The following is a 22,836-nucleotide window of genomic DNA, read 5'->3' as shown; positions in this document are numbered from 1 at the left end:
TTAGCTGACATACGACACGTTGCGTGAGTAGTTCAGCTATGACAAACGACGTAGAATGGGGTCTATGGCTATTAAGATTCCTGGATACGAAGACGCGAGGCAGGCAGCGCAGCGACTCAAGGTCACCGTGCAGCACGTCTACAACCTCAACAGCAGTCGCGCCGACTTCCCCGCCCCCGTCTACGTCGGGCGCACCCCCCTGTGGCCGGTTGACCGACTGGACGCGTGGTGGGAAGCCCACCCGAAGCGCGGAGATTAACTGACCGTTTCCGAATGGGAAGTAGTTGACCTAATGCGTTGTTCTGTCCGTTCGTGTCAAAGATCAACGTAACCAGTCTGCGACCACGATCCCTCCTGCACTGGACCGGCCTCCCGGTCAAAGCGTTCCTCGCCCTAGTCGCATGGCGCACCAACCTCACCAACCGTCAACTCTCCGACCTCTTCGGCGTCGGCGTCGGCGTCGCGACCGTGCACCGCATCATCGACCGGCTCACACCGTTGATCGCCCAGCTCCTCGACCCGCCCGACGACCGCCGGTCAGAGCTGTGGGTCGTGGACGGCACCCTCATCCCCCTGCACGACCAGACCAAGTGCGCAGCATGCCCGGTGTCCCGATTTTTCGGGCGTTCGGCAACTCGTCCGGAAAGCCTCAGAGCGTGCCGAGCGCCTTGAGGTAGTCGTTCAGGTCACGCGCGTCGGGCAGACCGTTCACCACGGTCCACCGCACCACGCCCTCCTTGTCGATGACGAAGGTCCCGCGCACCGCGCAGCCCTTGTCCTCGTCGAAGACGCCGTACGCCCGGGAGGCCGCGCCGTGCGGCCAGAAGTCCGACAGGAGCGGGTACTCGAAGCCTTCCTGTTCGGCGTACACGCGAAGGGTGTGGATGGAGTCGGTGGACACGGCGAGCAGCTGTACGTCGTCGTTGACGAACTTCGGCAGTTCGTCGCGCAGCGCGCGCAGCTCGCCCGTACAGACACCGGTGAAGGCGAAGGGGTAGAAGAGCAGGACTACGTTCCGGGCGTCGCCGGGGGCCCGGAGGTCGGACAGCTTCATCGTCCGGCCGTGGTTGTCCTTCAGCTCGAAGTCCGGGGCCAGGGTGCCGACCTCGATCGCCATGGGAAGCGCCATCCCCTCGTTGGGCCATTTGTGTCCGGACAGCCTACGCACAGGGCCCCCGCCGACAGATGTCGGCGGGGGCCCTGTTTCGCCTTGGGCGCAGCCTGCTCATGAGGAGTCTGCTCGGACGCGGCGGTGGCTCAGCGCTTGCCTGCCTTCGGGGTCACCAGCCGGCCGGCGCTCCAGTCCTTGCCCGCGCTGAAGGTCTTGGTCTGGGACAGACCTGCCGTCTGGGCGGCCTCGCTGATGTCGCTGGGCTCGACGTAGCCGTCGCGGCCGGTCTTCGGAGTCAGCAGCAGTACGACGCCGCCTTCCTCGAGCAGACCAATGGCGTCCACCAGCGCGTCCGTAAGGTCGCCGTCCTCGTCACGGAACCAGAGAAGAACGACGTCAGCGACGTCGTCATAGTCCTCGTCGACGATTTCCTGGCCGGTGATCGCCTCAATGCCCTCACGGAGTTCCTGCTCGACGTCTTCGTCGTAGCCGATCTCCTGGACCACCTGTCCGGGCACGAACCCCAGGCGTACTGCCGGGTTGGTTCGCTCCTCCGCGTGGTCCGCGGTCGCGCTCACGGATTGCCTCCTGATCATGTTTTGGGGAATACCTTCAGTCCACGCGCGTGCGTGGGCGTTGGCCGTAGTCCACACGTGCGGGACCGATCGCGCAAGTACCCGGCCGTGGAGACAGCCGAAACGGTGACGGATGGGGCCGGTTCACCGCAACTCCAGACCCGGCCGGAGACGGCCCCGGTGATCCATCCCACACCATTGCGACACGTTTGTAAGCCTACGCGGCTTCGATAGGCCAATCGGACCCGAACAGCCTTACGGAACACATAAACGCGTTGGGCGTAAGGTTGCGATTTGGCCGGACCCATCCTTGATCCGTCCCCGGGCCTACGCCGAGCTTCTCACCGAGCGGTGGTTACCCCTCGGTAGAGGTGACGTTTGCGATTCCGGGGTACACGATGGAGGCGGCGCGACACCCTCAAGTCAAGACCCAACCAGCGAAGGAACAGCGTGGCTTCCGGATCCGATCGTAATCCGATCATCATTGGCGGCCTTCCGAGCCAGGTCCCGGACTTCGATCCTGAAGAGACCCAGGAATGGCTCGACTCCCTCGACGCCGCCGTCGACGAGCGGGGCCGTGAGCGCGCCCGCTACCTGATGCTGCGTCTCATCGAGCGCGCGCGCGAGAAGCGCGTCGCCGTCCCCGAGATGCGCAGTACGGACTACGTCAACACGATCGCGACCAAGGACGAGCCGTTCTTCCCCGGCAACGAGGAGATCGAACGCAAGGTCCTCAACGCGACCCGCTGGAACGCGGCCGTGATGGTGTCCCGTGCGCAGCGCCCGGGGATCGGCGTCGGCGGTCACATCGCCACGTTCGCCTCCTCCGCCTCCCTCTACGACGTGGGCTTCAACCACTTCTTCCGGGGCAAGGACGAGGGCGACGGCGGCGACCAGATCTTCTTCCAGGGCCACGCGTCCCCCGGCATTTACGCCCGCGCGTACCTGCTGGACCGGCTGAGCGAGCAGCAGCTCGACGCCTTCCGCCAGGAGAAGTCGAAGGCTCCGTACGGCCTGTCGTCGTACCCGCACCCGCGGCTGATGCCGGACTTCTGGGAGTTCCCGACCGTCTCGATGGGCCTCGGTCCCCTCGGCGCGATCTACCAGGCGCGGATGAACCGCTACATGGAGGCGCGCGGCATCGCCGACACCTCCAAGTCGCATGTCTGGGCGTACCTCGGCGACGGCGAGATGGACGAGCCCGAGTCCCTCGGCCAGCTCTCCATCGCCGCCCGTGAGGGCCTCGACAACCTGACCTTCGTCGTCAACTGCAACCTCCAGCGCCTCGACGGCCCGGTGCGCGGCAACGGCAAGATCATCCAGGAGCTGGAGTCGCAGTTCCGCGGCGCCGGCTGGAACGTCATCAAGCTGGTCTGGGACCGGAGCTGGGACCCGCTGCTCGCGCAGGACCGCGACGGCATCCTGGTCAACAAGCTGAACACGACGCCGGACGGTCAGTTCCAGACGTACGCGACGGAGACGGGCGCGTACATCCGCAACCACTTCTTCGGTGACGACCACCGGCTGCGCGCCATGGTCGAGAACATGACCGACGACCAGATCCTGCACCTGGGGCGCGGCGGTCACGACCACAAGAAGGTGTACGCGGCGTACGCGGCGGCCAAGGCGCACAAGGGCCAGCCGACCGTGATCCTCGCCCAGACCGTCAAGGGCTGGACGCTGGGGCCGAACTTCGAGGGCCGCAACGCGACCCACCAGATGAAGAAGCTGACGGTCGAGGACCTGAAGCGCTTCCGCGACCGGCTGCACATCCCGATCACGGACAAGCAGCTGGACGAGGGCTACCCGCCGTACTACCACCCGGGCCCCAAGTCCGAGGAGATCCAGTACATGCACGACCGGCGCAACGCGCTGGGCGGGTACGTACCGACTCGTGTCGTACGGGCGAAGCCGCTGCCGCTGCCGGCCGAGAAGACGTACGCGGCTGCGAAGAAGGGCTCGGGACAGCAGTCGATCGCCACCACCATGGCCTTCGTCCGCGTGTTGAAGGACCTCATGCGGGACAAGGAGATCGGCAAGCGTTTCGTGCTGATCGCGCCGGACGAGTACCGCACCTTCGGTATGGACGCGTTCTTCCCGAGTGCGAAGATTTACAACCCACTGGGTCAGCAGTACGAGGCGGTCGACCGCGATCTGCTGCTCGCGTACAAGGAGTCGCCGACCGGTCAGATGCTGCACGACGGCATCTCCGAGGCGGGCTGCACGGCGTCGCTGATCGCGGCCGGTTCGGCGTACGCGACGCACGGCGAGCCGCTGATCCCGGTGTACGTCTTCTACTCGATGTTCGGTTTCCAGCGGACCGGTGACCAGTTCTGGCAGATGGCCGACCAGCTCGCGCGCGGATTCGTCCTGGGCGCGACCGCCGGTCGTACGACTCTGACCGGTGAGGGCCTCCAGCACGCGGACGGCCATTCGCAGCTGCTCGCCTCGACGAACCCGGGCTGTGTCAGCTACGACCCGGCGTTCGGGTACGAGATCGCGCACATCGTGCAGGACGGTCTGAAGCGGATGTACGGCGGGACCGCCGACGAGAACGAAGACGTCTTCTACTACCTGACCGTCTACAACGAGCCGATCCAGCACCCGGCGGAGCCCGAGAACGTGGACGCCGAGGGCATCCTCAAGGGCATTTACCGCTTCAAGGAGGGCGAGAAGGGCGCGACTCCGGCCCAGATCATGGCCTCCGGTGTGGCGGTGCCGTGGGCGGTCGAGGCTCAGCGGATCCTCGCCGAGGAGTGGAACGTCAAGGCGGACGTCTGGTCCGCGACCTCCTGGAACGAGCTGCGGCGTGAGGCCGTCTCGGTGGAGGAGTACAACCTGCTCCACCCGGAGGAGGAGCAGCGCGTGCCGTACGTGACGCAGAAGCTCTCCGGGGCTTCGGGTCCGTTCGTGGCGGTTTCCGACTGGATGCGTTCGGTTCCGGACCAGATTTCGCGCTGGGTGCCGGGTACGTACTCCTCGCTGGGCGCGGACGGCTTCGGCTTCGCCGACACGCGTGGTGCGGCTCGCCGGTACTTCCACATCGACGCGCAGTCGATCGTCCTGGCGGTGCTGACGGAGCTGGCCCGGGAGGGCAAGATCGACCGCTCGGCGCTGAAGCAGGCGGTCGACCGCTACCAGCTGCTGGACGTGACGGCAGCCGACCCCGGTGCGGCCGGGGGCGACGCGTAACCGACCTGTCGGTCACGAAGGGCGGCGAGACCCGCGGGGCATCCCCGGGGCTCGCCGCCCTTCGGCGTTCCTTGCGATTCGGGCATGATTCGGGCATGAAGATGCAGACCGCGCAGGTCCAGTGGGAACAGCGCACACAGGGGCTCCTGCTGGGACTGGCGGTGGCTTTCGCCGTCGCGTACGCGGTCCCGATCGTCGCGGCCGACGCGGGCGGTGTGGTGCGGCGGGTCTGTCTGGTGACGGAGTGGGTGGTGTGGGGCGCGTTCGCCCTGGACTACGTCGTACGGCTGTCGCTGGCGCCGAGCAAGCCGCTGTTCGTACGCAGCCACCCGCTGGACCTGCTCGCGGTCCTGCTGCCGTTGCTGCGGCCGCTTCAGCTGCTCCGGCTCGTCTCCACGCTGCTGCTGGTCGGCCGACGCGCCAGGATGGCTCCCCAGATCCAGCTCACGACGTACGTCGGGGGCTCGGTGATCGGGCTGCTGATGTTCGGCTCGCTGGCCGTGCTGGAGGTCGAGCGGGGCGCGCCCGGTGGGAACATCAAGACGCTGGGTGACGCGGTGTGGTGGTCGTTCACGACGATGACGACGGTCGGGTACGGCGACCACTCGCCCACCACTGGTCTTGGCCGGGTGCTGGCGGTTGGCCTGATGCTTTCGGGGATCGCGCTGCTGGGTGTTGTCACCGCCAATATCGCGGCCTGGTTCATCTCCCGCTTCGAGCGGGACGACGTCGAGGAGCGCCGCCAAACGGTGCTGCTGGAGGCGTTGACCCGGGAGGTGACGGAGCTGCGGGCCGAGGTGGGGCGGCTTTCGGGTGGAGTGCCGCAGGTGCCGGCTCCGGGTGGCGACCCTTTGGCGCCATCTGCCGAGCGGCCTGCGGCCGGCTGAGGCTCGACGGGGGGCTTCGGGCCGTGTCCTGCGGAGCTGTCCCCGACCCCGCCCCTTCCCGCTGTGACATTTTGCGGCTCCGCCGCGTGAGGGGCGCTGCCCCAGACCCCGCTCCTCAATCGCCGGAGGGGTTCCGTGGGAGCCCGTCCGGCGATTGAGGACGCGCCCGCAGGGCGTCTGCGCTGTCTGGGGTCTGGGGGCTCGCCCCCAGTTCGGGAAGGGGCGGGGTGGGGAAAGGCCCGCCGCAGGCGCTCCAGCTCTCAGAACTCAGAACTCAGAACTCAGAACTCAGCTCTGCCAGATCTTGAACGCCCGCACCCGGTAGGGCGTTTGCGGCACCCACGTCCCGCCACCCGGATACGTCTCGAACTCCCCAGTCTCCGCGCACTCCACAGACTGATACGTCGTCACCGGCCGCCCCGTGCGGTTGGCCACGGACTGAGCGTCGGTGCCCGGCGGAAGCACAACGCAGCTCTCGATGTCCGTGCCGGACAGTTCGTGGGTCTGGCGGGCACCCCTGAAGTCCGGCTTGGCCCAGAGGCAGAGCTCACCCACCGCGCAAGCCCCAAGGCGCGGCGGCGCCCCGGCATGGGCGGGCTGCGGCAGCAGTGCGGTGACGGCCAGCGCTCCGGCCGCGAGGACAGTCGTACGCATCATCGGAATCAACCCCCGTTTGCAGTAGATCACTTGGCCTCAGCCTGAGCTGCGGGAACATGGCCGCGGAAGAGGCCGGGAGGCGTTCCACCCGGATAGGCGACAGCCCCGCCGGAACCGTCCGGCGGGGCTGTCGTACGTACAGGGTTGACGTCAGATGTGGGCGCCGCCCGCACCCGCGTCCGCGTTCTCGCCCCGCTTCGTCAAGGTGGCGACCAGCGCCGCCACGACCGCGACGACGCCCGCGACGGTGAGGGCCATGTGCATGCCCGACACGACCGGGACGACCACACCCGAGGAGAACGACATGGCCCTGACCGCTGCCGACGTCCGGAAGTTCGCGACCACTGATGGCGTCTTCAATGCCCCGGCGGACGCGTCCGACTACGCCACCAACAAGCACTGGACGTTCGCGTCTCACGTCCAGGACCAGACCGCCCGCATCCGCCGCATCGACAGGGCGACGGCTGCGAACACGGCTGCGATCGAGAAGCTCGCCGATTTGATCGGCGAGGACGTCGACACGGCTGCCGTGGTGGCTGCGGTGCAGCATCGCCGACGCCGTGGTGCGGGTGGACATCGACATCAACGGCGCCGACAGCGCCTGACTCACAGAAACGGAACCGAACATGACCACTGCAGCATTCTGGAAGGCCACGGCCGAGCGCATGGTGCGCACATTCGCGCAGTCCGTACTCGGCGTGATCAGCGCCGACGGGCTCGGGCTGCTCGACGTCGAGTGGGACGCAGCGCTCTCGGTCGGCGGGCTGGCGTCCGTGCTGGCGCTGCTGACTGCCATCGTGACCAGCGGCGGCACGACCGGCCCCGGCATCACCGAGACCGTCGCCACCCCGACGACGCCTCGCGGCCCGACCTCTATCTGATCGACCGCTGCACAGGAGGGACGCGCGTGTGGACGCTGCGACGCTCGGCGCCGTCGGAACCATCGTCGTCGGAATCGCAGCTGCCACCGCAGCGTGGATCGGGCAACGAAGCAACGCCCGGGCGACGCATCAGGGCGTAGTCCTCACCGGCTATGGCGGGCTGGTCAACGAGCTGCAAGAGGAGCGCGCCGACCTACGCGCCAAGTTGACGGCCGCGTACGCCGAACTGGCGGGTGAGCGCGCCGACAAGGCGGCACTGGTAGCCCAGATCGCCTCACTGCGAGAAGAGATCGCCGCTCGTGACCGACGGATCGCCGAACTAGGAGGGCCCACGCCGTGACCCGCACCCGGCACCGCACTGAGGGCGTCCTCGCCCGCCGCTGGCGCCCGCTCGCCGTCACGGCGGCGTTCCTCTTCCTCGGCGGCGCGGTCGCCCTCGGGTGGCTCCGTATCGAAGCCGAGTCGCGTCGTGTCGACGCCGAGGCCCGCCGCACTTTGCAGGTCGCGGCGGAGGCGGACCGGCGCGGCGACGCCGTGTCGACGCTCACCGGGGACGTGCGCGTACTGCGCGCGCAGATCAAGGCGGCAGGCGAGGTGCCCGTCGTTCCGGATCCCTCGCGCGCTGTCGAGGACCTTCAGGACCGCGCCGAGGTGCCGGTGCCGATACCCGGTGCCAAGGGCGAGAAGGGCGACCGCGGCGAACCGGGGCGGCCGGCGCCGACTATCACGCCCGAGCCTGGTCGATCTGGTGAACCGGGGCGGCCGGGATCAGACTCGACTATTCCCGGCCCCATGGGCCCGGTAGGCCCCGAGGGACCGATGGGACCGGAAGGGCCCGCAGGGCAGCCCGGCGCAGACTCCACCGTCCCCGGGCCTCGGGGCGAGCAGGGGCCGCCCGGTCCGGCGGGGCAGTCGTGCCCCGAGGGGCATTCGTGGCAGACCCCTGATTACGACCCGGACGCGAAGATCTGCCGCCGCGAAGGGGCCCCGCCGCCGGACGACCCCGACCCGACGCCGGCCCCGAGTGTGCTCGGACTGCCTGCAGACCGTCGACGATCCTGACGCACCGCCCCCTGTCTGGCCTACGGGCCCGGCAGGGGGCGGTTTTTGCGTGTCTGGGTAACGCACGAAAGCCCCACCCCCGCATGGAGGGTGGGGCCGATCGTGTACCCCCCGAGCCGACGACGGGTACCGTTCTGGTGTCGAGTCAGAACGGAGCCCAGTATGCACTCTCTGCCGCACGACCACACCGGCGCACGTATGAAGCGTGTGCGCCTCGAACGCCACCTGACGCAGCGCGCCGTTTCGGACCTGTCCGGCGTGCCCTACAGCACTTACACCAAGACTGAGCAAGGCGTCATCGCGGCGACCCCGCACGTCGCCGCCGCCGTAGCCCGCGCCTTGCGCGTCACCGTCGCGACCATCATGGGGCAGCCGTACGTCGACGAGCTGCGCCTCGATGAACTGGACGTCCTGATAAGGCCCATCCGGGAAAGCCTCGACGTCTACGACCTCGGCGCCGACCCCGACATCACCGCGCGCAGCCTCGCCGTACTACACGACGAGTCGGAAGCTCTGTGCGCCGCGATCCGCGCGGGCGAGATCAAGGCGGTCGCGTCCAAGGTGGCCGGACTGATCCAGGAGACGACCACGGCGGCGCACAGTGAAGGCGGCCGCGAGGCGTGGCTGACCCTGGCCTCGCTCTACCGCTCGGCGTACGACGTCGCCACCAAGCTTGGCTTTCAGGACCTCGCGACGATTGCCCTGACCCGTATGGACTGGGCGGCGCAGCGCGGGTCAGACGCGGTCCTTGGCGGCATGTGCCACTACATGCGCGCCTTGACGTACCTGCGGGATGGGCAGTACCGGACCGGTGGCCGCCTGATCACCCTGGGGTTGTCGACCATTAGCCAGGCCGACGCCGGCCGGGAGCAGCAGGTGGTTACCGGGCAGCTGCACCTCGGCGCCGCGGTGATGGCAGGCCGGGCGCAAGACGAGGACCGGGCGCACGGGCACCTGCAGGAGGCGAAGCGTCTCGCAGGCGAAACCGGCGAGGCCGCCAAGGTGAAGTGGCTCGCGTTCGGGCCCACGAACGTGAAGGTGCACCGGGTGTCGGTGCTCGCCGAGTTGGACCAGTACGGCGAGGCGGTCGAGTCCGCTGACGGTCTCTCGATCCCCGACGACTGGCCCCGCTCGCGGGCGAGCCACCACTATGCCGAGGTCGCCCGGGCGCAGATGTGGACCGGGCAGCTGGAGCCCGCGTTCAAGAATCTGTTGCTGGCCCGCAAGACCGCGCCGCAGCAGGCGAGGTATCACCCGACGGTGCGCGAGACGTACGCGGGGCTTGAGGCGGCGCACCGTCAATTGCCGCACAGCTTCCTGTCGTACGGCTCTTGGCTGGGCGCTTCACACTGAGTGAACCCATGGCCCCGACTATCAACAACCCTTGATAGTCGGGGCCTTGCGCTGCCGCCACCATGTCAGTCTCAGACCCGCTGACATGGAGCCGACCATGATCACTCGCCATACGGAAGGAGGGCGCGCCCGTCGACGTGCCCTCGCCGACGCGTCCACTGGCCTTCCGACCCCTCGCCCCATCTACCCGCCTGCCTCGCAGCCGGACAGCAGCGAGCAGCAGCAGCGCGAGGGGGCTCGCCCGTCGTGATCACACCAACGACCGTATCCGGCTGGCTCGCGCACGCCCACGAGTTGCCTCTGACCGCTGAGACCGAGTGGTCTGATCACAACGTGGCAGTGCTGCCGCTCGGCAACCGGTTCGACGCCGTACGCCTCCCCACCGAGATCGTGCACGCCGCCGCCGCGAGCGATGAGCAGCAGAAGATCACAGGATTCCTCGCCGAGGTAATCCGTGGGCCAGTGGTGCACGACCCGTACGCCTGGTACTACGCCCTCGTACCGCCCCAGACAACCGAGACGTGGCGGGCGCCGTTCGCCACGTGCCTCGGGCGCGGATCCTGGCTGGGCGTACCGCGCGCAGACCGGATCACCCCCGTCGGCGGCCCGTACTGGGCGGTGCCGATGGAGCGGGCAGGAGACCTATGCTCGCCGGCCACTGTCGCCCACGTCGTCGCGCTCGGGCACGACCGGTTGGTGAACGCGTCCTCGACCGCCACGACGGCGGACTCGCCGAACTGGTGCGGATGGCACGACGGACCTACCGACACCGAGCTCGAGGTGCTGTGGAGCGAGACCAATTCGGGCCCGCCGATGCCTGTCCCAGCGTGCGAGCCCTGCCGCAAGGCTGCGGCTGCCGAGGCAGAGATGCGCGCCGCGGAGCGGGCGTCATGAAGGGCGAGTCCGTCGAGACCGTACGGCCTAAGGGAGTCCACATCTGCTGGGAGCCTAAGCCGGACGCTCCCGCTCGCTGCTGCACCCTCGAGGACCCGAACCACGAGGGCGACCACTTCCACGTGTACTCGGGCGTCTCGTGGCCCCGTCGGCGGGGCGACAAAAAATGACCCGCACCGCACCCCGCGTCGACACGTATAAGACCCCGGAGTGCCGCAGTAACGATCGCGAGCTGCACGGCCTTTGCGTCGGCCCGCACTCGATGCGAATCGCCGGTGTCCGTTTGCCCGTCGAGACGCTGCGGTGTGACTGCGACTGCCACAAGCAGCCGCCCCACTGAGCCCCGCCTCGGCCGATGCATCCGGCCAGGAAACCCCGGCCGAGGCGGACGTCCATCCCATCCAGAAATCGGGAGAACACCACCATGAGTATCACTACCGAGGCGCCCGTGACACGGGACGCCCGTGATCTGATCCACCCGGAGGACCTCGTCGCGGTCACCGCTACCGTCCAGCGGGGCAACCCCGGCATGACCCTTGAGGTTGCCGAGCTGGTCACGCTGGAGGCGCTGAAGTTCGAGGCCGCCTGCGCTGCGCATCCCGGTGCCCGCCTGAGGCCGTCCCGTGTGGTGGACGAGGGATGGCACGCGCTGATCCTGCACACGCGTGTCAAGCAGTCGCTGGCTGACCGGCTCGGCATGTTCGTTCACCACGTGCCCGAGGCCCCGGACGCCGGCCGACATGACCCGGACGCCCTGACCCGCAGCCAGGAAGCGATCACGGCCGCCGGGTACACCCCGCGCCCCGAGATGTGGGTCGGGCCCACCGACACCAGCATTCCTGTTGCGGCGGATTGCGAGCATTCCGAGGGCGGTGGGGAAGGTACGTGTACCGGGGACTGCTCCAATACGGGCCGGAACTGACCGACGCCCTGTTCTCCGTTCCCCTGCGGCCGTAACGTCGTTGGGGAACGGAGAGAGACGAGGTCGAGATGCGCGACTGGATTGATCCGCGGTATGTCGAAGTGGTGGACAGCTACAAGGCGTGGAAGTCCGCAGCAGGGCCGCAGCCCAAGCGGAGGCGGGGCTGGTCGAGGAAGTCCTACGGCGACCCGTTCGTGATCGTCATCGACACAAGAACCCGGACCCCGTACACCGCCGGCCGCTGAAACCGCCCCTGCCGTCTGCTTCCCCCGAGGTGGACGGCCGGGGCTCTCTTCACTCCCGCACGAGGTCGGCGAGCGGTACGCGGAGCGCGCGAGCGAGCTGGAGCAACAGACCGAGGCTCGGGTCGCGCGTGCCGTACTCGATGCGATGCACCGTCTTGTGATCGACGCCCACGAGCTCGGCAAGCGCCACCTGTGACAGGTCTGCTGCGAGGCGCGCCTCTCGGATCCGGCGGCCGACGACCTCGCGGAGGGTGAGCACCCACTCGGGCGGCGGTTCGGTCGGCACCTGCCCAACGTCTGATGATCATGGGCAGATGTCTTTACCTGGCCAGGTAAATTTGCGGCTCTGACCACCTACCTGCCCTTTACACGTTCACCCGATGGTGTGATCTTTCAGCAATGCCCCTGCGTAATGAATGAGCCTTGGCACGGTACTGACGCCGTAGCGCCGCCCCCTCGAACCATTGGTGATACGCGTGTACGACGACTCTCCCCCGCCGCGCCCTGCGCGCCCCACGCTCGACAGATCCCAGCGTGGACGGCTCGACTATGTGCGCAACCACCTGCAAGAGGCCCGGTCAGTCGATCTCGCGTCACTCGACCCGGCCGCCCTGATCATGCTCGTCGAGCGCCTGCGCGGCGGGCTCGACGACATGGTGCGCCTGATCACGGAGACTCATGACCTCGACTAGCTACTTACGTACCTGGGACCCTTTCTCGACTCCGAAGAGCGTCAGCCAAGGGTGGCCACGGAGCCCCTTGGCGGGCGCGGGATCCTGCGGCGGCGGCGCCTTGTCGATGGTGGTCTGACTAGTCATACCAACGAGGCTAATGTCAGCCGCTGACAGTTGACAAACGAATTCACAAGCATGTAACTGTCACGAAGCTCACAGGTATCCTGAGCTGGACAAAAGGCGAAAGAGGCTACCTCCCACATGACCGGGCAGCAGGCGGCGACCGAGGCTACGACGGGGCTGCGCGAGCGCAAGAAGCAGCGCACCCGCGACGCCCTGGTGCGGGTCGCGCTCGAGCTCTTCACCACCCAGGGGTACGAGAACACGACCGTCGACGAGATCGCCGACGCGGTCGAGGTCTCCCAGCGCACCTTCTTCCGCTACTTCGCCAGCAAGGAGGAAGTCGCCTTCGCCGTACAGGACATGGTGGAGTCGCACTTCCTGGCGGAGCTGGCCGTACGCCCGCCCGAGGAGCGCCCGTTCGCCGCCATGCGCAGCGCGGTGCTGTGCGCCTGGAACACCATCGGCGAGGCTATCGAAGCCGCCATACCGGTCGAACTGCACATGCGCACCTACCTGATGATCGAGTCGACGCCCGCCCTGCTCGCCGCCCACCTGCGCCGCTCCACCGAGTTGGAGGAGCGGACCGCGCGGATCATCGCGGACCGCGAAGGGCTCGACCTGGACGCCGACCCGCGGCCGCGCATCGCCGTCGCCGCGTTCAACCGGTGTGATGCGCGTAACGGGGCGGCTGTGGGGGCAGGGCGGCGACGCCAGCATGGAGTCGATCAGGACGCTGACCGAGCTCTACCTGGACCACCTCGAACCAGCGCTCGCGGCCGACTGGCGCGCTCCGGCGCGTACGCCGGGCTCGCGTGGCGTCCAGGGCGCAGGTGGCGTACGGGGCGTACGCGAAGCGTGACGGGGCCTCAGAAACCCTTGCCTGAAACGTGATGTGTGTCACGGATTTCGCGGGGAGCCTCACGCTTCTCCTAGGGTGGCCAGCAGTGACTTCCTTCGATACCTCCCCCACCCTCAACGCATGGCGCGCGCTGCTCGCTCTCGCCGTGGTGTTTGTCCTGCTGGCCACCACGGGCTGGACCGCGATACGCCACCACGAGGGCGGCTCCGACGTCCGTGCGGCGTCCTTGGCCGCCTGGGCGCGGGGCGGCATCGACGGCCGTGAGCTGCCGGAGGCCGGATCCGCGCCCGACCGGCTCGCCCGCTTCTTCGCCGGCCTCACCGCCTCCCAGCGCGGCCGGCTCGTCGACCGCTACCCGCTGGTCGTCGGCAACCTCAACGGCGTCCCGCTCACACTGCGCTACCGGGCGAACCACCGGGCCCTCGCCCAGGCGCGCGCGGTGGAGCTGGAGCGTACGCACGACGAACGGCTGACGGCCTCCGGCCGCGCCACGGCGGACCGCAGAATGCGGCGCTTCGAGTCGCTGATGGGCGACGGGCGGCAGATCCTCGCCTTCGACCCCGCGGGCTCCGGGCGGGTGGCCGAGGTCTTCGGCGACCTCGGGCGCGCCGAGCGGGTCTCGGTCGTCGTCCCCGGCGTCGACACCGATGTGGTGAATTTCGAGCGGACGCGCCGCCAGTACAGCGCGCCGGTCGGCATGGCGAAGTCGCTGTACGCCGCCGAGCGCGCGGCGTCGCCCCGTACCCGTACCGCCGTCATCGCCTGGGCCGACTACACCTCGCCCTCGGGCCTCGGCATGGACGCGGCGATCGGCAAGCTCGCCAGGGCCGGCTCGCAGCGCCTCGACTCCCTCGTCCGGGGCCTGCCCGGCGACTCCAAGGTGTCGCTCTTCTGCCACAGCTACGGCTCGGTGGTGTGCGGCGTCGCCGCCCGCGCGCTGCCGGCCAGGGTCGCCGACATCGCGGTCGCCGGCAGCCCCGGCATGCGGGTCGAGAGCGCGAAGGAACTCGGCACCGGGGCGCGGGTGTGGGCCACCCGGGACGGTGACGACTGGATCCAGGACGTGCCGAACCTGGAGGTCGGCGGGCTCGGCCACGGCGCGGACCCGGTAACGCCGGAGTTCGGGGCGCGGGTCTTCTCGGCGAAGGGTGCGGTCGGGCACGCGAGCTATTTCGAGCCGGGGACAGAAAGTCTGAGCAACTTCGCCGGCATAGGCGTCGGCTCGTACGGCTCGGTGAGCTGCGCCAGCGACGGCGCGGCCTGCCGAAGTGGAATTTCCGGCGCGGAAACGAACTGACGCGCGTAGAACCCCGTGGCGACCCGAGCCCGGCCGGAACATCGTGCCCGGCACCGGTGGGCTCCTAGGGGGCTCCTAGGGGCGACGCGCGGGCGCACGCCGCATACGATGAGCCGCATGGGTGATGTGCTGGCCGGAATTCATGCCACCTGGGAGTTCGAAAGCGACTCCGTGCTCATCCGCTTCGAACGGGGGATCCGCACGCCGAAGCTGTTTCAGGCGATCGGCGAGCGACGCATCCCGCACGAGGCGCTGGCGTCGGTGACCCTGACGCCGGGGAAGCGCGGCACAGTCGTTCTGCACGCGATCCCAAGACCGGGTGCGGATCCGCTGATGGAGGCCGCGGCGGGGCAGCTGCGGGACGGCTCCGATCCGTACCGGCTCGTGCTGCCGGCCGAGCGCGAGGTGCTCGCCGAGTACTACGCCGATGAGCTGCGCGCGTCGCTTCTGCCGGAGGCGAAGGTGCCCGCCGAGAAGTTTCTGGTGGCCGCGCCGTCGGCCCCGCTGCACTTCAAGGCGTACGACGGCAAGGCGTCCTTCGACGGGGCGCGGGTGTCCTTCCGCTGGTTCTGGACGGGGGCGTCGTCCGCGAAGTGGAAGGCGGGCGATCAGAGCTTCTCGCTCCAGGAGCTGAACGGCGTCGAGTGGCGCTCCCCCGATGTCTTCGACGGTTATTTGCGGCTGCTGCGGCGTGGGGACGGGGGCGGCGGCCTGACCGCGTACCCCGGGCCGGAACAGCCGGCCCAGGCCGATCAGGATCCGGCGGCCGTCGTCTTCGGCCTCGGGTACGGCCCGGTGCACGAGTCGCTGCCGTTCGCGGCGGCGGTGCTGGGGGCGGTACGCAGTGGCAGTGCGGCGCCCGGCAGCATGGTGGCCGCGGAGCCGGTGCCGGTGGCCGTGCCGGTGGCAGGGCGGCGCGACCCCGCGGACATCGCGGAGCGGATACGGCACCTCGGGGATCTGCGGGAGGCGGGGCTCGTCACGGACGAGGAATTCGCCGCGAAGAAGGCGGAGCTGCTGGCGGAGCTGTAGGGCGGGGCGCGAGTGCCGGCGCCGGCGGGCCCTGGCCCCTGGCGCCGGCGCGGCACTGGGGCGCTCCCCGCGGCTGGGCTTGGCGGCCCTGCGGGGCTGTCCCCTCCCCGCCCCTTCCCGAAACCGGGGCGCTGCCCCGGACCCCGGTCCTCAAACGCCGGACGGGCTGGATTTGGCCGGGGCGGACAGGGTCGGCCGCCGACGGACTCAAGACAGCAACCCCGGTTCGGAGCCTGCGCGGCGTCTCATACCTGGGTATGAGGTCGGTGTCCCGACCGCGGTATGACGCCCGTACGTCGAGGTGCTGCCTACGCTGGCCCGGACATGACCGAACCTTCCGCACCCCCGGCCCCGGCCCAGCCGCCCCCCACAGACGGCCTCATCAGCGCCGGGCGGCGCAATCTGCGTGCCCTCGGCCACGCCGTCACGCACCCGTCGCACGCGCCGACGCCCCTGTTCGCCGACGCCCCGAAGCGGTGGCAGAGGGTGCTGCCGTACGCCGCTGTGCTGGTTCTCGTCGCCACGTTCCTTCCCGTCACGATCAACGTCCTCACCACCGGCTACGACATGGCCGGCGGGCTCGCCGGGGCCGTAGCCGCCGCGCAGACCGTTCCGCTGCTGATGATCGCCCACCGGCCGCTCCAGGCCTGGTGGATCATCCTGCCCGCGGATGTTGTCGGCGGGCTGTTTCTTCTCAACGGCCAGGGCCCGGACGACATCTGGCCATGGACTTCGCCCGCCATCGTGGCCTATCTGTTCTTGATGCTCGCGCTGGCACTGCGCGAGACGCGTCAGACCCTGATCGGCGTCTGGATCGTCACCGGCGCGGCCTGCCTCGTTCTCGGCCAGCTCTTTCCCGAGGAGAGCGACGGCACGAATGTCCTGCTGATCGTGCTCAGCGCCGTGGTCCTGGTGATCGGCGGCGCGTTGCGCGAGCGTGGCGAAGCGCAGCGGCGGCTCGTCGAGCAGGAGACCATCAGCGAGGCGGAGCGGTCCCGGCGCACGCTGCTCGAGGAACGCACCCGTATCGCCCGCGAGCTGCACGACGTCGTCGCCCACCACATGTCCGTGATCACCGTCCAGGCGGACTCCGCGCCGTACCGCGTCGGTGGCCTCTCCCCCGAAGCGCGGGAGGAGTTCGCCTCCATCGCCGCGAGCGCGCGCGAGTCGCTGACCGAGATGCGGCGGCTCCTGTCCGTCCTGCGCAGCGAGGACGCGACGGGCGAGCGCGCCCCGCAGCCGGGCCTCGACCGGCTCCAGCAGCTCGTCGAAGCGACGGTACGGGCGGGGGTGCCGGCCGAGCTGTCCCTCACCGCGAGCCTCGCCGTACCCGGACAGCTGCCGCAGTCCGTCGACCTTTCGGCGTACCGCATCGTGCAGGAAGCCCTGGCGAACGTCGTGCGGCACGCCCCGGGTGCCCGCACGCGCGTCTCGGTCTCCTCCGACGGTACCGATCTGACCGTCCTCGTCGTCAACGGGCCTCCCTTCGGACCGAGTTCGACCGTCGAGGCGAGCGGAGCCGGTGGACACGGCCTCGTCGGCATGCGTGAACGCGTACGGTTGACCGGCGGCACGCTCGACACCGGCCCGCTGCCCGACGGCGGCTTCCGCGTCGCCGCCCGGCTTCCCCTCGGCACGAAGGACCCCGCCTCCCCATGACCATCCGCGTGATCATCGTCGACGACCAGGCCATGGTGCGGGCGGGGTTCGCCGCGCTCCTGTCGGCGCAGAGCGACATCGACGTGGTGGGCGAGGCGCCGGACGGGCGGCAGGGGATCGAGGTCAGCCGGGTCACGCATCCCGACGTGGTGCTCATGGACGTACGGATGCCCGAGATGGACGGGCTCGCGGCGGCGCGCGAGCTGCTGGATCCGCCGGTCGGGGTCGTCCACCGGCCGAAGGTCCTGATGCTCACGACCTTCGACGTGGACGACTATGTGTACGAGGCGCTACGCGCCGGGGCGTCCGGATTCCTGCTGAAGGACGCACCGCCGGCGGACCTGATCTCGGCGGTGCGAGTGGTGGCGGCCGGAGAGGCGCTGCTGGCCCCGTCCGTGACGCGGCGTCTGATCGCGGACTTCGCCCGGCAGCGGCCGGCGCCCCGGAAAGACCCGTCTCTGCGGCTCAACGGGCTTACGCCGCGCGAGACAGAGGTTCTGGAGCTCATCGCCCGTGGGCTTTCGAACCAGGAGATCGCGGCTCAGCTGGTCCTGGCCGAACAGACGGTGAAGACGCACATCGGCCGCGTCCTGGCCAAGCTCGACCTGCGCGACCGCGCGCAGGCGGTGATCTTCGCGTACGAGTCAGGGCTGGTATCCCCGGGCGCGTGAAGGGGCTTTGGGCCCCCGGGCCCCCGTAGATCTCTTACCGCCGGGCGGGGGCGGGTCGCGCAGCGGGTGGCGTTCGGGACGTAAAGCGTGATGTGTGGGCCGGACGCCCCGGCACACCCACCCCCCCATACCCCGGTAGCACCCCCGACTTGGCTCCCCGGTGTGACGCCCCCGTCGGCGTCGTCTTCCTACCTTCCTCTCCGTCAGCCGCCGGAAGAGGAAGAGGAATTCATGCGCCGCTACAAGAGGACCCTGGTCGCGGTCGCTCTCGCGACAACCGTTGTCTCGGGCACCGCCGGCTGGGCCTCCGGCAACGCGCAGGAGCCCGTCACCGGCCCACCCCCCGGCACCGCCGCCTGGCAGCGCGAGGGGCTGCCCGACCCCGTCGTGACCACCCCCGCCCAAGTCGCCCACTTCTTCGCGGCGCTCAGCCAGGACCGGCAGCAGGACCTCGTCCGCCGCCACCCCACCGTTGTCGGCAACCTCGACGGCGCCCCCGTCAAGCTGCGGTACGCCGCCAACTCCCGTACCGCCAAGGCCAACGGCTACGGCCGCCTCGCCGCGCCCGGCCGCCAGATCCTCGCCCTGGACCCGCGCGGACGCGGCCAAGTCGCCGAGGTGTACGGGGATTTGGAGGACGCGGAGCACGTGGCGGTCGTCGTGCCCGGGTCGGACATTGACGCCGGCACCTTCGACCGTACGAACGACGCCTACGGCACCCCGGCCGGCATGGCCAAGTCCCTGCGCGGCGCGACCGAGGGCCACCGCACCGCCGTGATCGCCTGGGCCGGTTACACCACCCCCGTCGGCGTGGGCCTGGACGCCGCCACCGGCGGCCTCGCCGAGGCGGGGGCCGACCGCCTTGCCCGCCTGACGGACGGGCTCGACGCCACCGGCGCCCCGGATCCGGCCCTCTTCTGCCACAGCTACGGCTCTGTGGTCTGCGGCCTCGCCGCCCCGCGCCTGGACGCCGCCGACGTCGTCGCGCTCGGCTCCCCCGGGATGCGGGCGGACAGCGTCGCGGACCTGCGCACCGACGCCCGCGTGTGGGCCGCCAGGGGCCCGGCCGACTGGATCGACAACGTCCCGAATGTGGAGTTCGCCGGACTCGGCCACGGCGCCGACCCCACCGACCCCGCCTTCGGGGCCCGCCGCGTCCCGGCGGGTGACGCGGTCGGCCACACCGGTTACTTCGCCCCGGGCACGGAGTCGCTCCGAACCTTCGCGTCGATCACCGTGGGAGAGCTGTGATGAAAGCATTGATGAGGGCTCCGGCAGCGAAGATCGATGCGCAGACCCCCGCCCACCGCGACCGTGCCATCGACGGTCTGCGCGCGCTCGCCCTCCTCGCCGTCCCCACCGGCCACTGGATGCTCGGGGGTTTCACGCTCGACAGCGGCGGCGCCCTGCACAATGCCAGTCCGCTCGCCTCGTTCGGCTTCTTCGCGCCGGTGAGCTGGGTGCTCCAGATGCTGGGCATCTTCTTCCTGGTCGGCGGCTACGCGTCGGTCCTGTCGTACCGCCGCCACCAGGGCCCGGCCGGGGCGTGGCTGCGCGGCCGCATCGTGCGGCTCGGCCGGCCGGTGCTGGGCGTGACCGCCGTGTGGGCGGTGCTGCTTCCGGTGCTGTACGCCGTGGGGGTGCCGGGTACGACGCTGCGCACCGGGTCGACGCTGGTGATCCAGCCGCTGTGGTTCGTGGGGGTGTACGTGGCGGTGACCGCCCTGACTCCGTACTGCGTCCGCGCCGGGCGGAAGATGGGCGCGTGGGCCGCCGCGCCTCTCCTCGGTTCGGTGGCTGTGGTCGACTTTCTGCGGTACGGGCCGTACGCCGAGGCCATGCCGTCCTGGCTGAGCGTGCTGAACCTGCTGCCGGGCTGGCTCTTCGCGTACCAACTCGGCGTCTCCTGGGGCGAAAAGCGTATTGGCGGGCGCGGTGGGGCGCTGCTGCTGATCGGCGGCGCCGTTCTGTTCGCGGCGCTGCTGGTGGTCTTCCACTACCCCGCGTCGATGGTCGGCGTGCCGGGAGAGTCCCGCACCAACTCCCACCCGCCTTCGCTGCTGGTCCTCGCTCTTGCCGCGGCGCAGAGCGGGGCGGCGATCCTGCTGCGGGAGCGGATCGGGAGGTTGCTGCGGAGGCCGGTGCTGTGGGCGCCGGTCGTGGTGATCAACCTGTCGGCGATGACGATCCTGTGCTGGCACCAGACGGCGATGCTCGCGGCGGCCGTCCCCGGTTCGTTCCTGGGTACGGTCCCGGGGCTGACGGGGGCGCCGGATTCACTGGGGTGGGTCCTGGTGCGGGTGGCGTGGCTGCCGGTGTTCGCGGGGCTGCTGATTCTGATCGGGCGTTATGCGCGGAGGTTCGAGACGCCGTGGGGGAAGACGACGAGGGCGCGGCGGGCGGTGGCGGGGGTGCTCGCGGCGGGGTTCACGGCGTTCGCTCTTGGCCTGGCGTGACCTGGGGACCGCTGCGCGGAGCCTTTCCCCACCCCACCCCTTCCCGAACTGGGGCAAGCCCCCAGCCTCCAGACAACACAGACGCCCTCCGGGCGTGTCCTCAAACGCCGGACGGGCTGAATGCTCTGGCCGGGAAGCCCCCTCTAAGCGCGTCCGGCGATTGGGGACCGGGGCCCGGGGCAGCGCCCTGAGCGCGGCGCGGCCGCTAACCCCCCGTACCCCCTACTCGCGTCCCGCCGACGTAAACGTCATGTCCGCGTACCGGCCGCCCGCGACCCGGCCTGCGATCGGCTCCAGCAGGTCCATCTCGGTGTCGGTGAGCAGGAGCCGGGTCGCCGCCGCGTTCTCCTCGACGCGGGTGGGCTTGCGGGTTCCGGGGATCGGTACGACGGCCAGGCCGTGGACCTGCGCCTGCTGCTGCACCCAGGCGAGCGCGACCTGCCCGAGCGTGGCGTTCCGGCCCTCGGCGAGCTTGCGTACCGGGTCGAGCAGCGAGGCGTTCGTAGCAGCGTTGTCGCCGTTGAAGCGGGGCTGGTTGCGGCGGAAGTCGTCCTCGGTCAGGTCCTTTTCGGCGCTCGTGAAGGAGCCGGTGAGGAAGCCTCGGCCCAGCGGCGAGTACGGGACCAGAGCCACGCCGAGCTCCCGGGCCGCCGGCACTACGCCCGCCTCGATGTCGCGGCTGAACAGTGACCATTCCGATTGCACGGCCGCGATCGGGTGCACAGCCTGCGCCGCCCGCAGTTCGCCGCCGGTCACCTCGCTCAGCCCGAGGTGTTTGACCTTGCCCTCGCGCACGAGCTCGGCCATCGCGCCGACCGTCTCCTCTATAGGGACGTTCACATCACGCCGGTGCATGTAGTAGAGGTCGATCTCGTCGACGCCCAGGCGCTGGAGGCTGCCCTCGATGCACTGGCGGATGTAGGCGGGGTCATTGTTGATGATCCGCTTCGTCGGGTCGCGGGGGTCCACGGCCAGCGCGAACTTCGTCGCGATGACGACCTCGTCCCGGTGGGACCTGAAGAACGGGGCCAGGAACTTCTCGTTCTCGCCGGCGGCATACGCGTCCGCCGTGTCGTACAGGGTGATGCCCAGTTCCAGCGCCCGCTCCAGCGTCGCCCGTGCCTCGTCGGCGTCCGTGGGCCCGTACGCGAAGCTCATGCCCATGCAGCCGAGGCCCTGTACGCCGACCTCCGGACCGTCGGTCCCGAGCCGCACTTTTTCGATCTTGTTCTTTTCGTCGCTCATGCTCATGTGGGTTCAGACCCTCTCCGACGCCCGCCGGGCGTCCGCGTAAAAGTCGATCTTGTGGTCCAGTACGGCGAGCGTGTCCTGGAGCTCGGCGATGCGCGCGCGCACATCCCGGCGCGTCGACTCCAGCAGCTCCTGCCGCTCCTCGAAGGTGTGCTCGCCCTCCCGCAGCAGTTCGGCGTACCTCACCATGTCCGCGACCGGCATCCCGGTCAGCCGCAGCTTGCCGACGAAGGCCAGCCAGTCCAGGTCGCTGTTGCGAAAGCGCCGCTGGCCGGTGTGCGAGCGGTCGACGTGCGGCATCAGACCGATCCGCTCGTACCAGCGCAGGGTGTACGCCGTGAGCCCGGTGTGCGCCGCGACCTCGCTGATCGTGTAGTGGTCCCGGCCTTCCGGGCGCGGGTGCGGCCGGGGTCGAGCGGCGCAGGAATCGGTGCGTGCGGGTGGGGTTTCCGTCACGGTCATGGCCCCCACGCTAGGACCTTGGAGTGCACTCCAAGCAACCGAAAACCGGAAGATATTCTACGGTCGCTCTGACTAGCCTGCGCAGCATGAGCCTCGTACGCCGTGCCAACGCCGCCGACGCCGCCGAAGTGATCCGCCTGCGGCAAGTGATGATCGACTCAGTATTCGCCGCGGACACGTCGTCCGACTGGCATGCCGAGTCCCTCCCGACCCTGCGCAAGAAGCTCGCCGATCAGGAGGGCGACTTCGCCGCCTTCGCCATCGAGCACCCCGCCCGGCCCGACGCCCTGGCCGCGCTCGCCGTCGGCACCGTCGACTACCGCATCGGGCGCTCCGGCAATCCGTACGGCGCCATCGGCTACGTCTTCAGCGTCGCCACCGACCCGGACCAGCGCCGCCGAGGCCACGCCCGCGCGTGCATGGACGCGCTGCTCGACTGGTTCCGCGAGCGCGGCGCCGTGAGCGTCCACCTCACCGCGTCCCCCGATGCGGAGCCGCTCTACGCCTCGCTGGGATTCGTACGCAAGCCCGACCCCTTGATGCAGCTGAACCTCTAGAAGGCTCGTGAAGATC

Annotated in this window: 27 protein-coding genes and 1 pseudogene; 20 read left to right on the top strand and 8 right to left on the bottom strand. The window is 69.7% G+C overall.

What is annotated here, in order from left to right; all coding sequences use genetic code 11:
* Window positions 1-64: 64 nt before the first annotated feature.
* Together J7E89_RS35730 and J7E89_RS35725 are read left to right on the top strand one after the other, a co-directional pair.
* Entirely contained in the window at window positions 65-259 is a 195-nt protein-coding gene (locus J7E89_RS35730; protein ID WP_214979974.1) for an AlpA family transcriptional regulator, read from the top strand.
* 53 nt (window positions 260-312) lie between these two features.
* A complete protein-coding gene (locus J7E89_RS35725; RefSeq protein WP_214979972.1) occupies window positions 313-672 on the top strand; it encodes a transposase family protein in 360 nt (119 codons plus the stop codon).
* On the opposite strand, the gene J7E89_RS35720 is transcribed toward J7E89_RS35725, so the two are convergent.
* Entirely contained in the window at window positions 650-1,117 is a 468-nt protein-coding gene (locus J7E89_RS35720; protein ID WP_214979970.1) for a peroxiredoxin, read from the bottom strand. The two genes, J7E89_RS35725 and J7E89_RS35720, sit on opposite strands and share 23 nt — an antisense overlap.
* Window positions 1,118-1,257: 140 nt before the next feature.
* Entirely contained in the window at window positions 1,258-1,689 is a 432-nt protein-coding gene (locus J7E89_RS35715) for a DUF3052 domain-containing protein (protein WP_214979968.1), read from the bottom strand.
* Window positions 1,690-2,136: 447 nt separating this feature from the next.
* On the opposite strand from J7E89_RS35715, the gene aceE reads away from it, so the two are divergent.
* Together aceE and J7E89_RS35705 are read left to right on the top strand one after the other, a co-directional pair.
* Window positions 2,137-4,878, top strand: a complete 2,742-nt coding sequence (gene aceE, locus J7E89_RS35710; protein WP_214979967.1) for a pyruvate dehydrogenase (acetyl-transferring), homodimeric type — start codon at window positions 2,137-2,139, stop codon at window positions 4,876-4,878.
* 95 nt (window positions 4,879-4,973) lie between these two features.
* Window positions 4,974-5,765, top strand: a complete 792-nt coding sequence (locus J7E89_RS35705; RefSeq protein ID WP_251061537.1) for a potassium channel family protein — start codon at window positions 4,974-4,976, stop codon at window positions 5,763-5,765.
* A 288-nt stretch (window positions 5,766-6,053) separates the two neighbouring features.
* Here the strand turns inward: J7E89_RS35705 and J7E89_RS35700 are convergent, their stop codons facing one another.
* Together J7E89_RS35700 and J7E89_RS35695 are read right to left on the bottom strand one after the other, a co-directional pair.
* A complete protein-coding gene (locus J7E89_RS35700) occupies window positions 6,054-6,419 on the bottom strand; it encodes a peptidase inhibitor family I36 protein (protein WP_214979980.1) in 366 nt (121 codons plus the stop codon).
* A 153-nt stretch (window positions 6,420-6,572) separates the two neighbouring features.
* Window positions 6,573-6,767 carry a hypothetical protein gene (locus J7E89_RS35695; protein ID WP_214979984.1) on the bottom strand — a complete coding sequence of 65 codons (195 nt, stop codon included), beginning with the start codon at window positions 6,765-6,767 and terminating at the stop codon, window positions 6,573-6,575.
* Between the two features lie 281 nt (window positions 6,768-7,048).
* Between J7E89_RS35695 and J7E89_RS35690 the strand changes: the two genes are divergently transcribed.
* From J7E89_RS35690 to J7E89_RS35660, 7 genes are all read left to right on the top strand, one after another.
* Entirely contained in the window at window positions 7,049-7,303 is a 255-nt protein-coding gene (locus J7E89_RS35690; RefSeq protein WP_214979965.1) for a holin, read from the top strand.
* Window positions 7,304-7,331: 28 nt separating this feature from the next.
* The gene (locus J7E89_RS35685) at window positions 7,332-7,643 is read left to right on the top strand and encodes a DUF3450 domain-containing protein (protein ID WP_214979963.1); all 312 of its coding nucleotides are present in this window, start codon (window positions 7,332-7,334) and stop codon (window positions 7,641-7,643) included.
* Window positions 7,640-8,365 (top strand): collagen-like protein, encoded by a 726-nt coding sequence (locus tag J7E89_RS35680; protein WP_214979961.1) that lies wholly within the window; start codon window positions 7,640-7,642, stop codon window positions 8,363-8,365. The genes J7E89_RS35685 and J7E89_RS35680 overlap by 4 nt, the downstream gene beginning before the upstream one ends.
* 162 nt (window positions 8,366-8,527) lie before the next feature.
* Window positions 8,528-9,718, top strand: a complete 1,191-nt coding sequence (locus J7E89_RS35675) for a helix-turn-helix domain-containing protein (protein ID WP_214979959.1) — start codon at window positions 8,528-8,530, stop codon at window positions 9,716-9,718.
* A 246-nt stretch (window positions 9,719-9,964) separates the two neighbouring features.
* Window positions 9,965-10,612: a hypothetical protein gene (locus tag J7E89_RS35670; protein WP_214979958.1), complete on the top strand. Its 648-nt coding sequence runs from the start codon at window positions 9,965-9,967 to the stop codon at window positions 10,610-10,612.
* A 424-nt stretch (window positions 10,613-11,036) separates the two neighbouring features.
* Window positions 11,037-11,534 (top strand): hypothetical protein, encoded by a 498-nt coding sequence (locus tag J7E89_RS35665; protein WP_251061536.1) that lies wholly within the window; start codon window positions 11,037-11,039, stop codon window positions 11,532-11,534.
* A gap of 68 nt (window positions 11,535-11,602) precedes the next feature.
* Window positions 11,603-11,779 carry a hypothetical protein gene (locus J7E89_RS35660; protein WP_214979956.1) on the top strand — a complete coding sequence of 59 codons (177 nt, stop codon included), beginning with the start codon at window positions 11,603-11,605 and terminating at the stop codon, window positions 11,777-11,779.
* A 49-nt stretch (window positions 11,780-11,828) separates the two neighbouring features.
* On the opposite strand, the gene J7E89_RS41445 is transcribed toward J7E89_RS35660, so the two are convergent.
* Window positions 11,829-12,065 (bottom strand): helix-turn-helix transcriptional regulator, encoded by a 237-nt coding sequence (locus J7E89_RS41445; RefSeq protein ID WP_214979954.1) that lies wholly within the window; start codon window positions 12,063-12,065, stop codon window positions 11,829-11,831.
* A 190-nt stretch (window positions 12,066-12,255) separates the two neighbouring features.
* Between J7E89_RS41445 and J7E89_RS35650 the strand changes: the two genes are divergently transcribed.
* Window positions 12,256-12,471 (top strand): hypothetical protein, encoded by a 216-nt coding sequence (locus J7E89_RS35650; RefSeq protein ID WP_214979952.1) that lies wholly within the window; start codon window positions 12,256-12,258, stop codon window positions 12,469-12,471.
* Here J7E89_RS35650 and J7E89_RS41955 read toward each other — a convergent pair whose 3' ends face one another.
* Complete coding sequence (locus J7E89_RS41955) at window positions 12,472-12,597, bottom strand: hypothetical protein (protein WP_285439328.1); 126 nt, start codon at window positions 12,595-12,597, stop codon at window positions 12,472-12,474.
* Window positions 12,598-12,714: 117 nt separating this feature from the next.
* On the opposite strand from J7E89_RS41955, the pseudogene J7E89_RS35645 reads away from it, so the two are divergent.
* The 7 genes and pseudogenes from J7E89_RS35645 to J7E89_RS35615 all read left to right on the top strand — a co-directional run bounded on the left by J7E89_RS35645 (window position 12,715) and on the right by J7E89_RS35615 (window position 20,550).
* A pseudogene (locus J7E89_RS35645) lies at window positions 12,715-13,435 on the top strand (TetR family transcriptional regulator).
* An 85-nt stretch (window positions 13,436-13,520) separates the two neighbouring features.
* Entirely contained in the window at window positions 13,521-14,732 is a 1,212-nt protein-coding gene (locus J7E89_RS35640; protein WP_214979949.1) for an alpha/beta hydrolase, read from the top strand.
* A 117-nt stretch (window positions 14,733-14,849) separates the two neighbouring features.
* A complete protein-coding gene (locus tag J7E89_RS35635; RefSeq protein WP_214979942.1) occupies window positions 14,850-15,764 on the top strand; it encodes a DUF4429 domain-containing protein in 915 nt (304 codons plus the stop codon).
* A 324-nt stretch (window positions 15,765-16,088) separates the two neighbouring features.
* On the top strand, window positions 16,089-17,423 hold the full coding sequence (locus tag J7E89_RS35630; RefSeq protein ID WP_251061534.1) for a sensor histidine kinase: 1,335 nt from the start codon (window positions 16,089-16,091) through the stop codon (window positions 17,421-17,423).
* A complete protein-coding gene (locus tag J7E89_RS35625) occupies window positions 17,420-18,094 on the top strand; it encodes a response regulator transcription factor (RefSeq protein ID WP_214979938.1) in 675 nt (224 codons plus the stop codon). The genes J7E89_RS35630 and J7E89_RS35625 overlap by 4 nt, the downstream gene beginning before the upstream one ends.
* Window positions 18,095-18,325: 231 nt before the next feature.
* The gene (locus J7E89_RS35620; RefSeq protein WP_214979936.1) at window positions 18,326-19,345 is read left to right on the top strand and encodes an alpha/beta hydrolase; all 1,020 of its coding nucleotides are present in this window, start codon (window positions 18,326-18,328) and stop codon (window positions 19,343-19,345) included.
* Window positions 19,345-20,550, top strand: coding sequence for an acyltransferase (locus tag J7E89_RS35615; RefSeq protein WP_251061533.1), 1,206 nt, complete (start codon window positions 19,345-19,347; stop codon window positions 20,548-20,550). Before J7E89_RS35620 ends, J7E89_RS35615 begins: the two co-directional genes overlap by 1 nt.
* 222 nt (window positions 20,551-20,772) lie before the next feature.
* Here the strand turns inward: J7E89_RS35615 and J7E89_RS35610 are convergent, their stop codons facing one another.
* Entirely contained in the window at window positions 20,773-21,795 is a 1,023-nt protein-coding gene (locus J7E89_RS35610; protein WP_214979934.1) for an aldo/keto reductase, read from the bottom strand.
* Between the two features lie 12 nt (window positions 21,796-21,807).
* Window positions 21,808-22,263 carry a MerR family transcriptional regulator gene (locus J7E89_RS35605; RefSeq protein ID WP_214979932.1) on the bottom strand — a complete coding sequence of 152 codons (456 nt, stop codon included), beginning with the start codon at window positions 22,261-22,263 and terminating at the stop codon, window positions 21,808-21,810.
* Between the two features lie 86 nt (window positions 22,264-22,349).
* Between J7E89_RS35605 and J7E89_RS35600 the strand changes: the two genes are divergently transcribed.
* Window positions 22,350-22,820 (top strand): GNAT family N-acetyltransferase, encoded by a 471-nt coding sequence (locus J7E89_RS35600; protein ID WP_214979929.1) that lies wholly within the window; start codon window positions 22,350-22,352, stop codon window positions 22,818-22,820.
* Window positions 22,821-22,836: the final 16 nt, after the last annotated feature.

Origin of the sequence: Streptomyces sp. ISL-100 (assembly GCF_018614615.1) — a bacterium.
Lineage (GTDB): Bacteria > Actinomycetota > Actinomycetes > Streptomycetales > Streptomycetaceae > Streptomyces.
The sequence above is the reverse complement of the archived record's forward strand: the minus strand, read 5'-3'. Positions and strand labels throughout refer to the sequence as shown.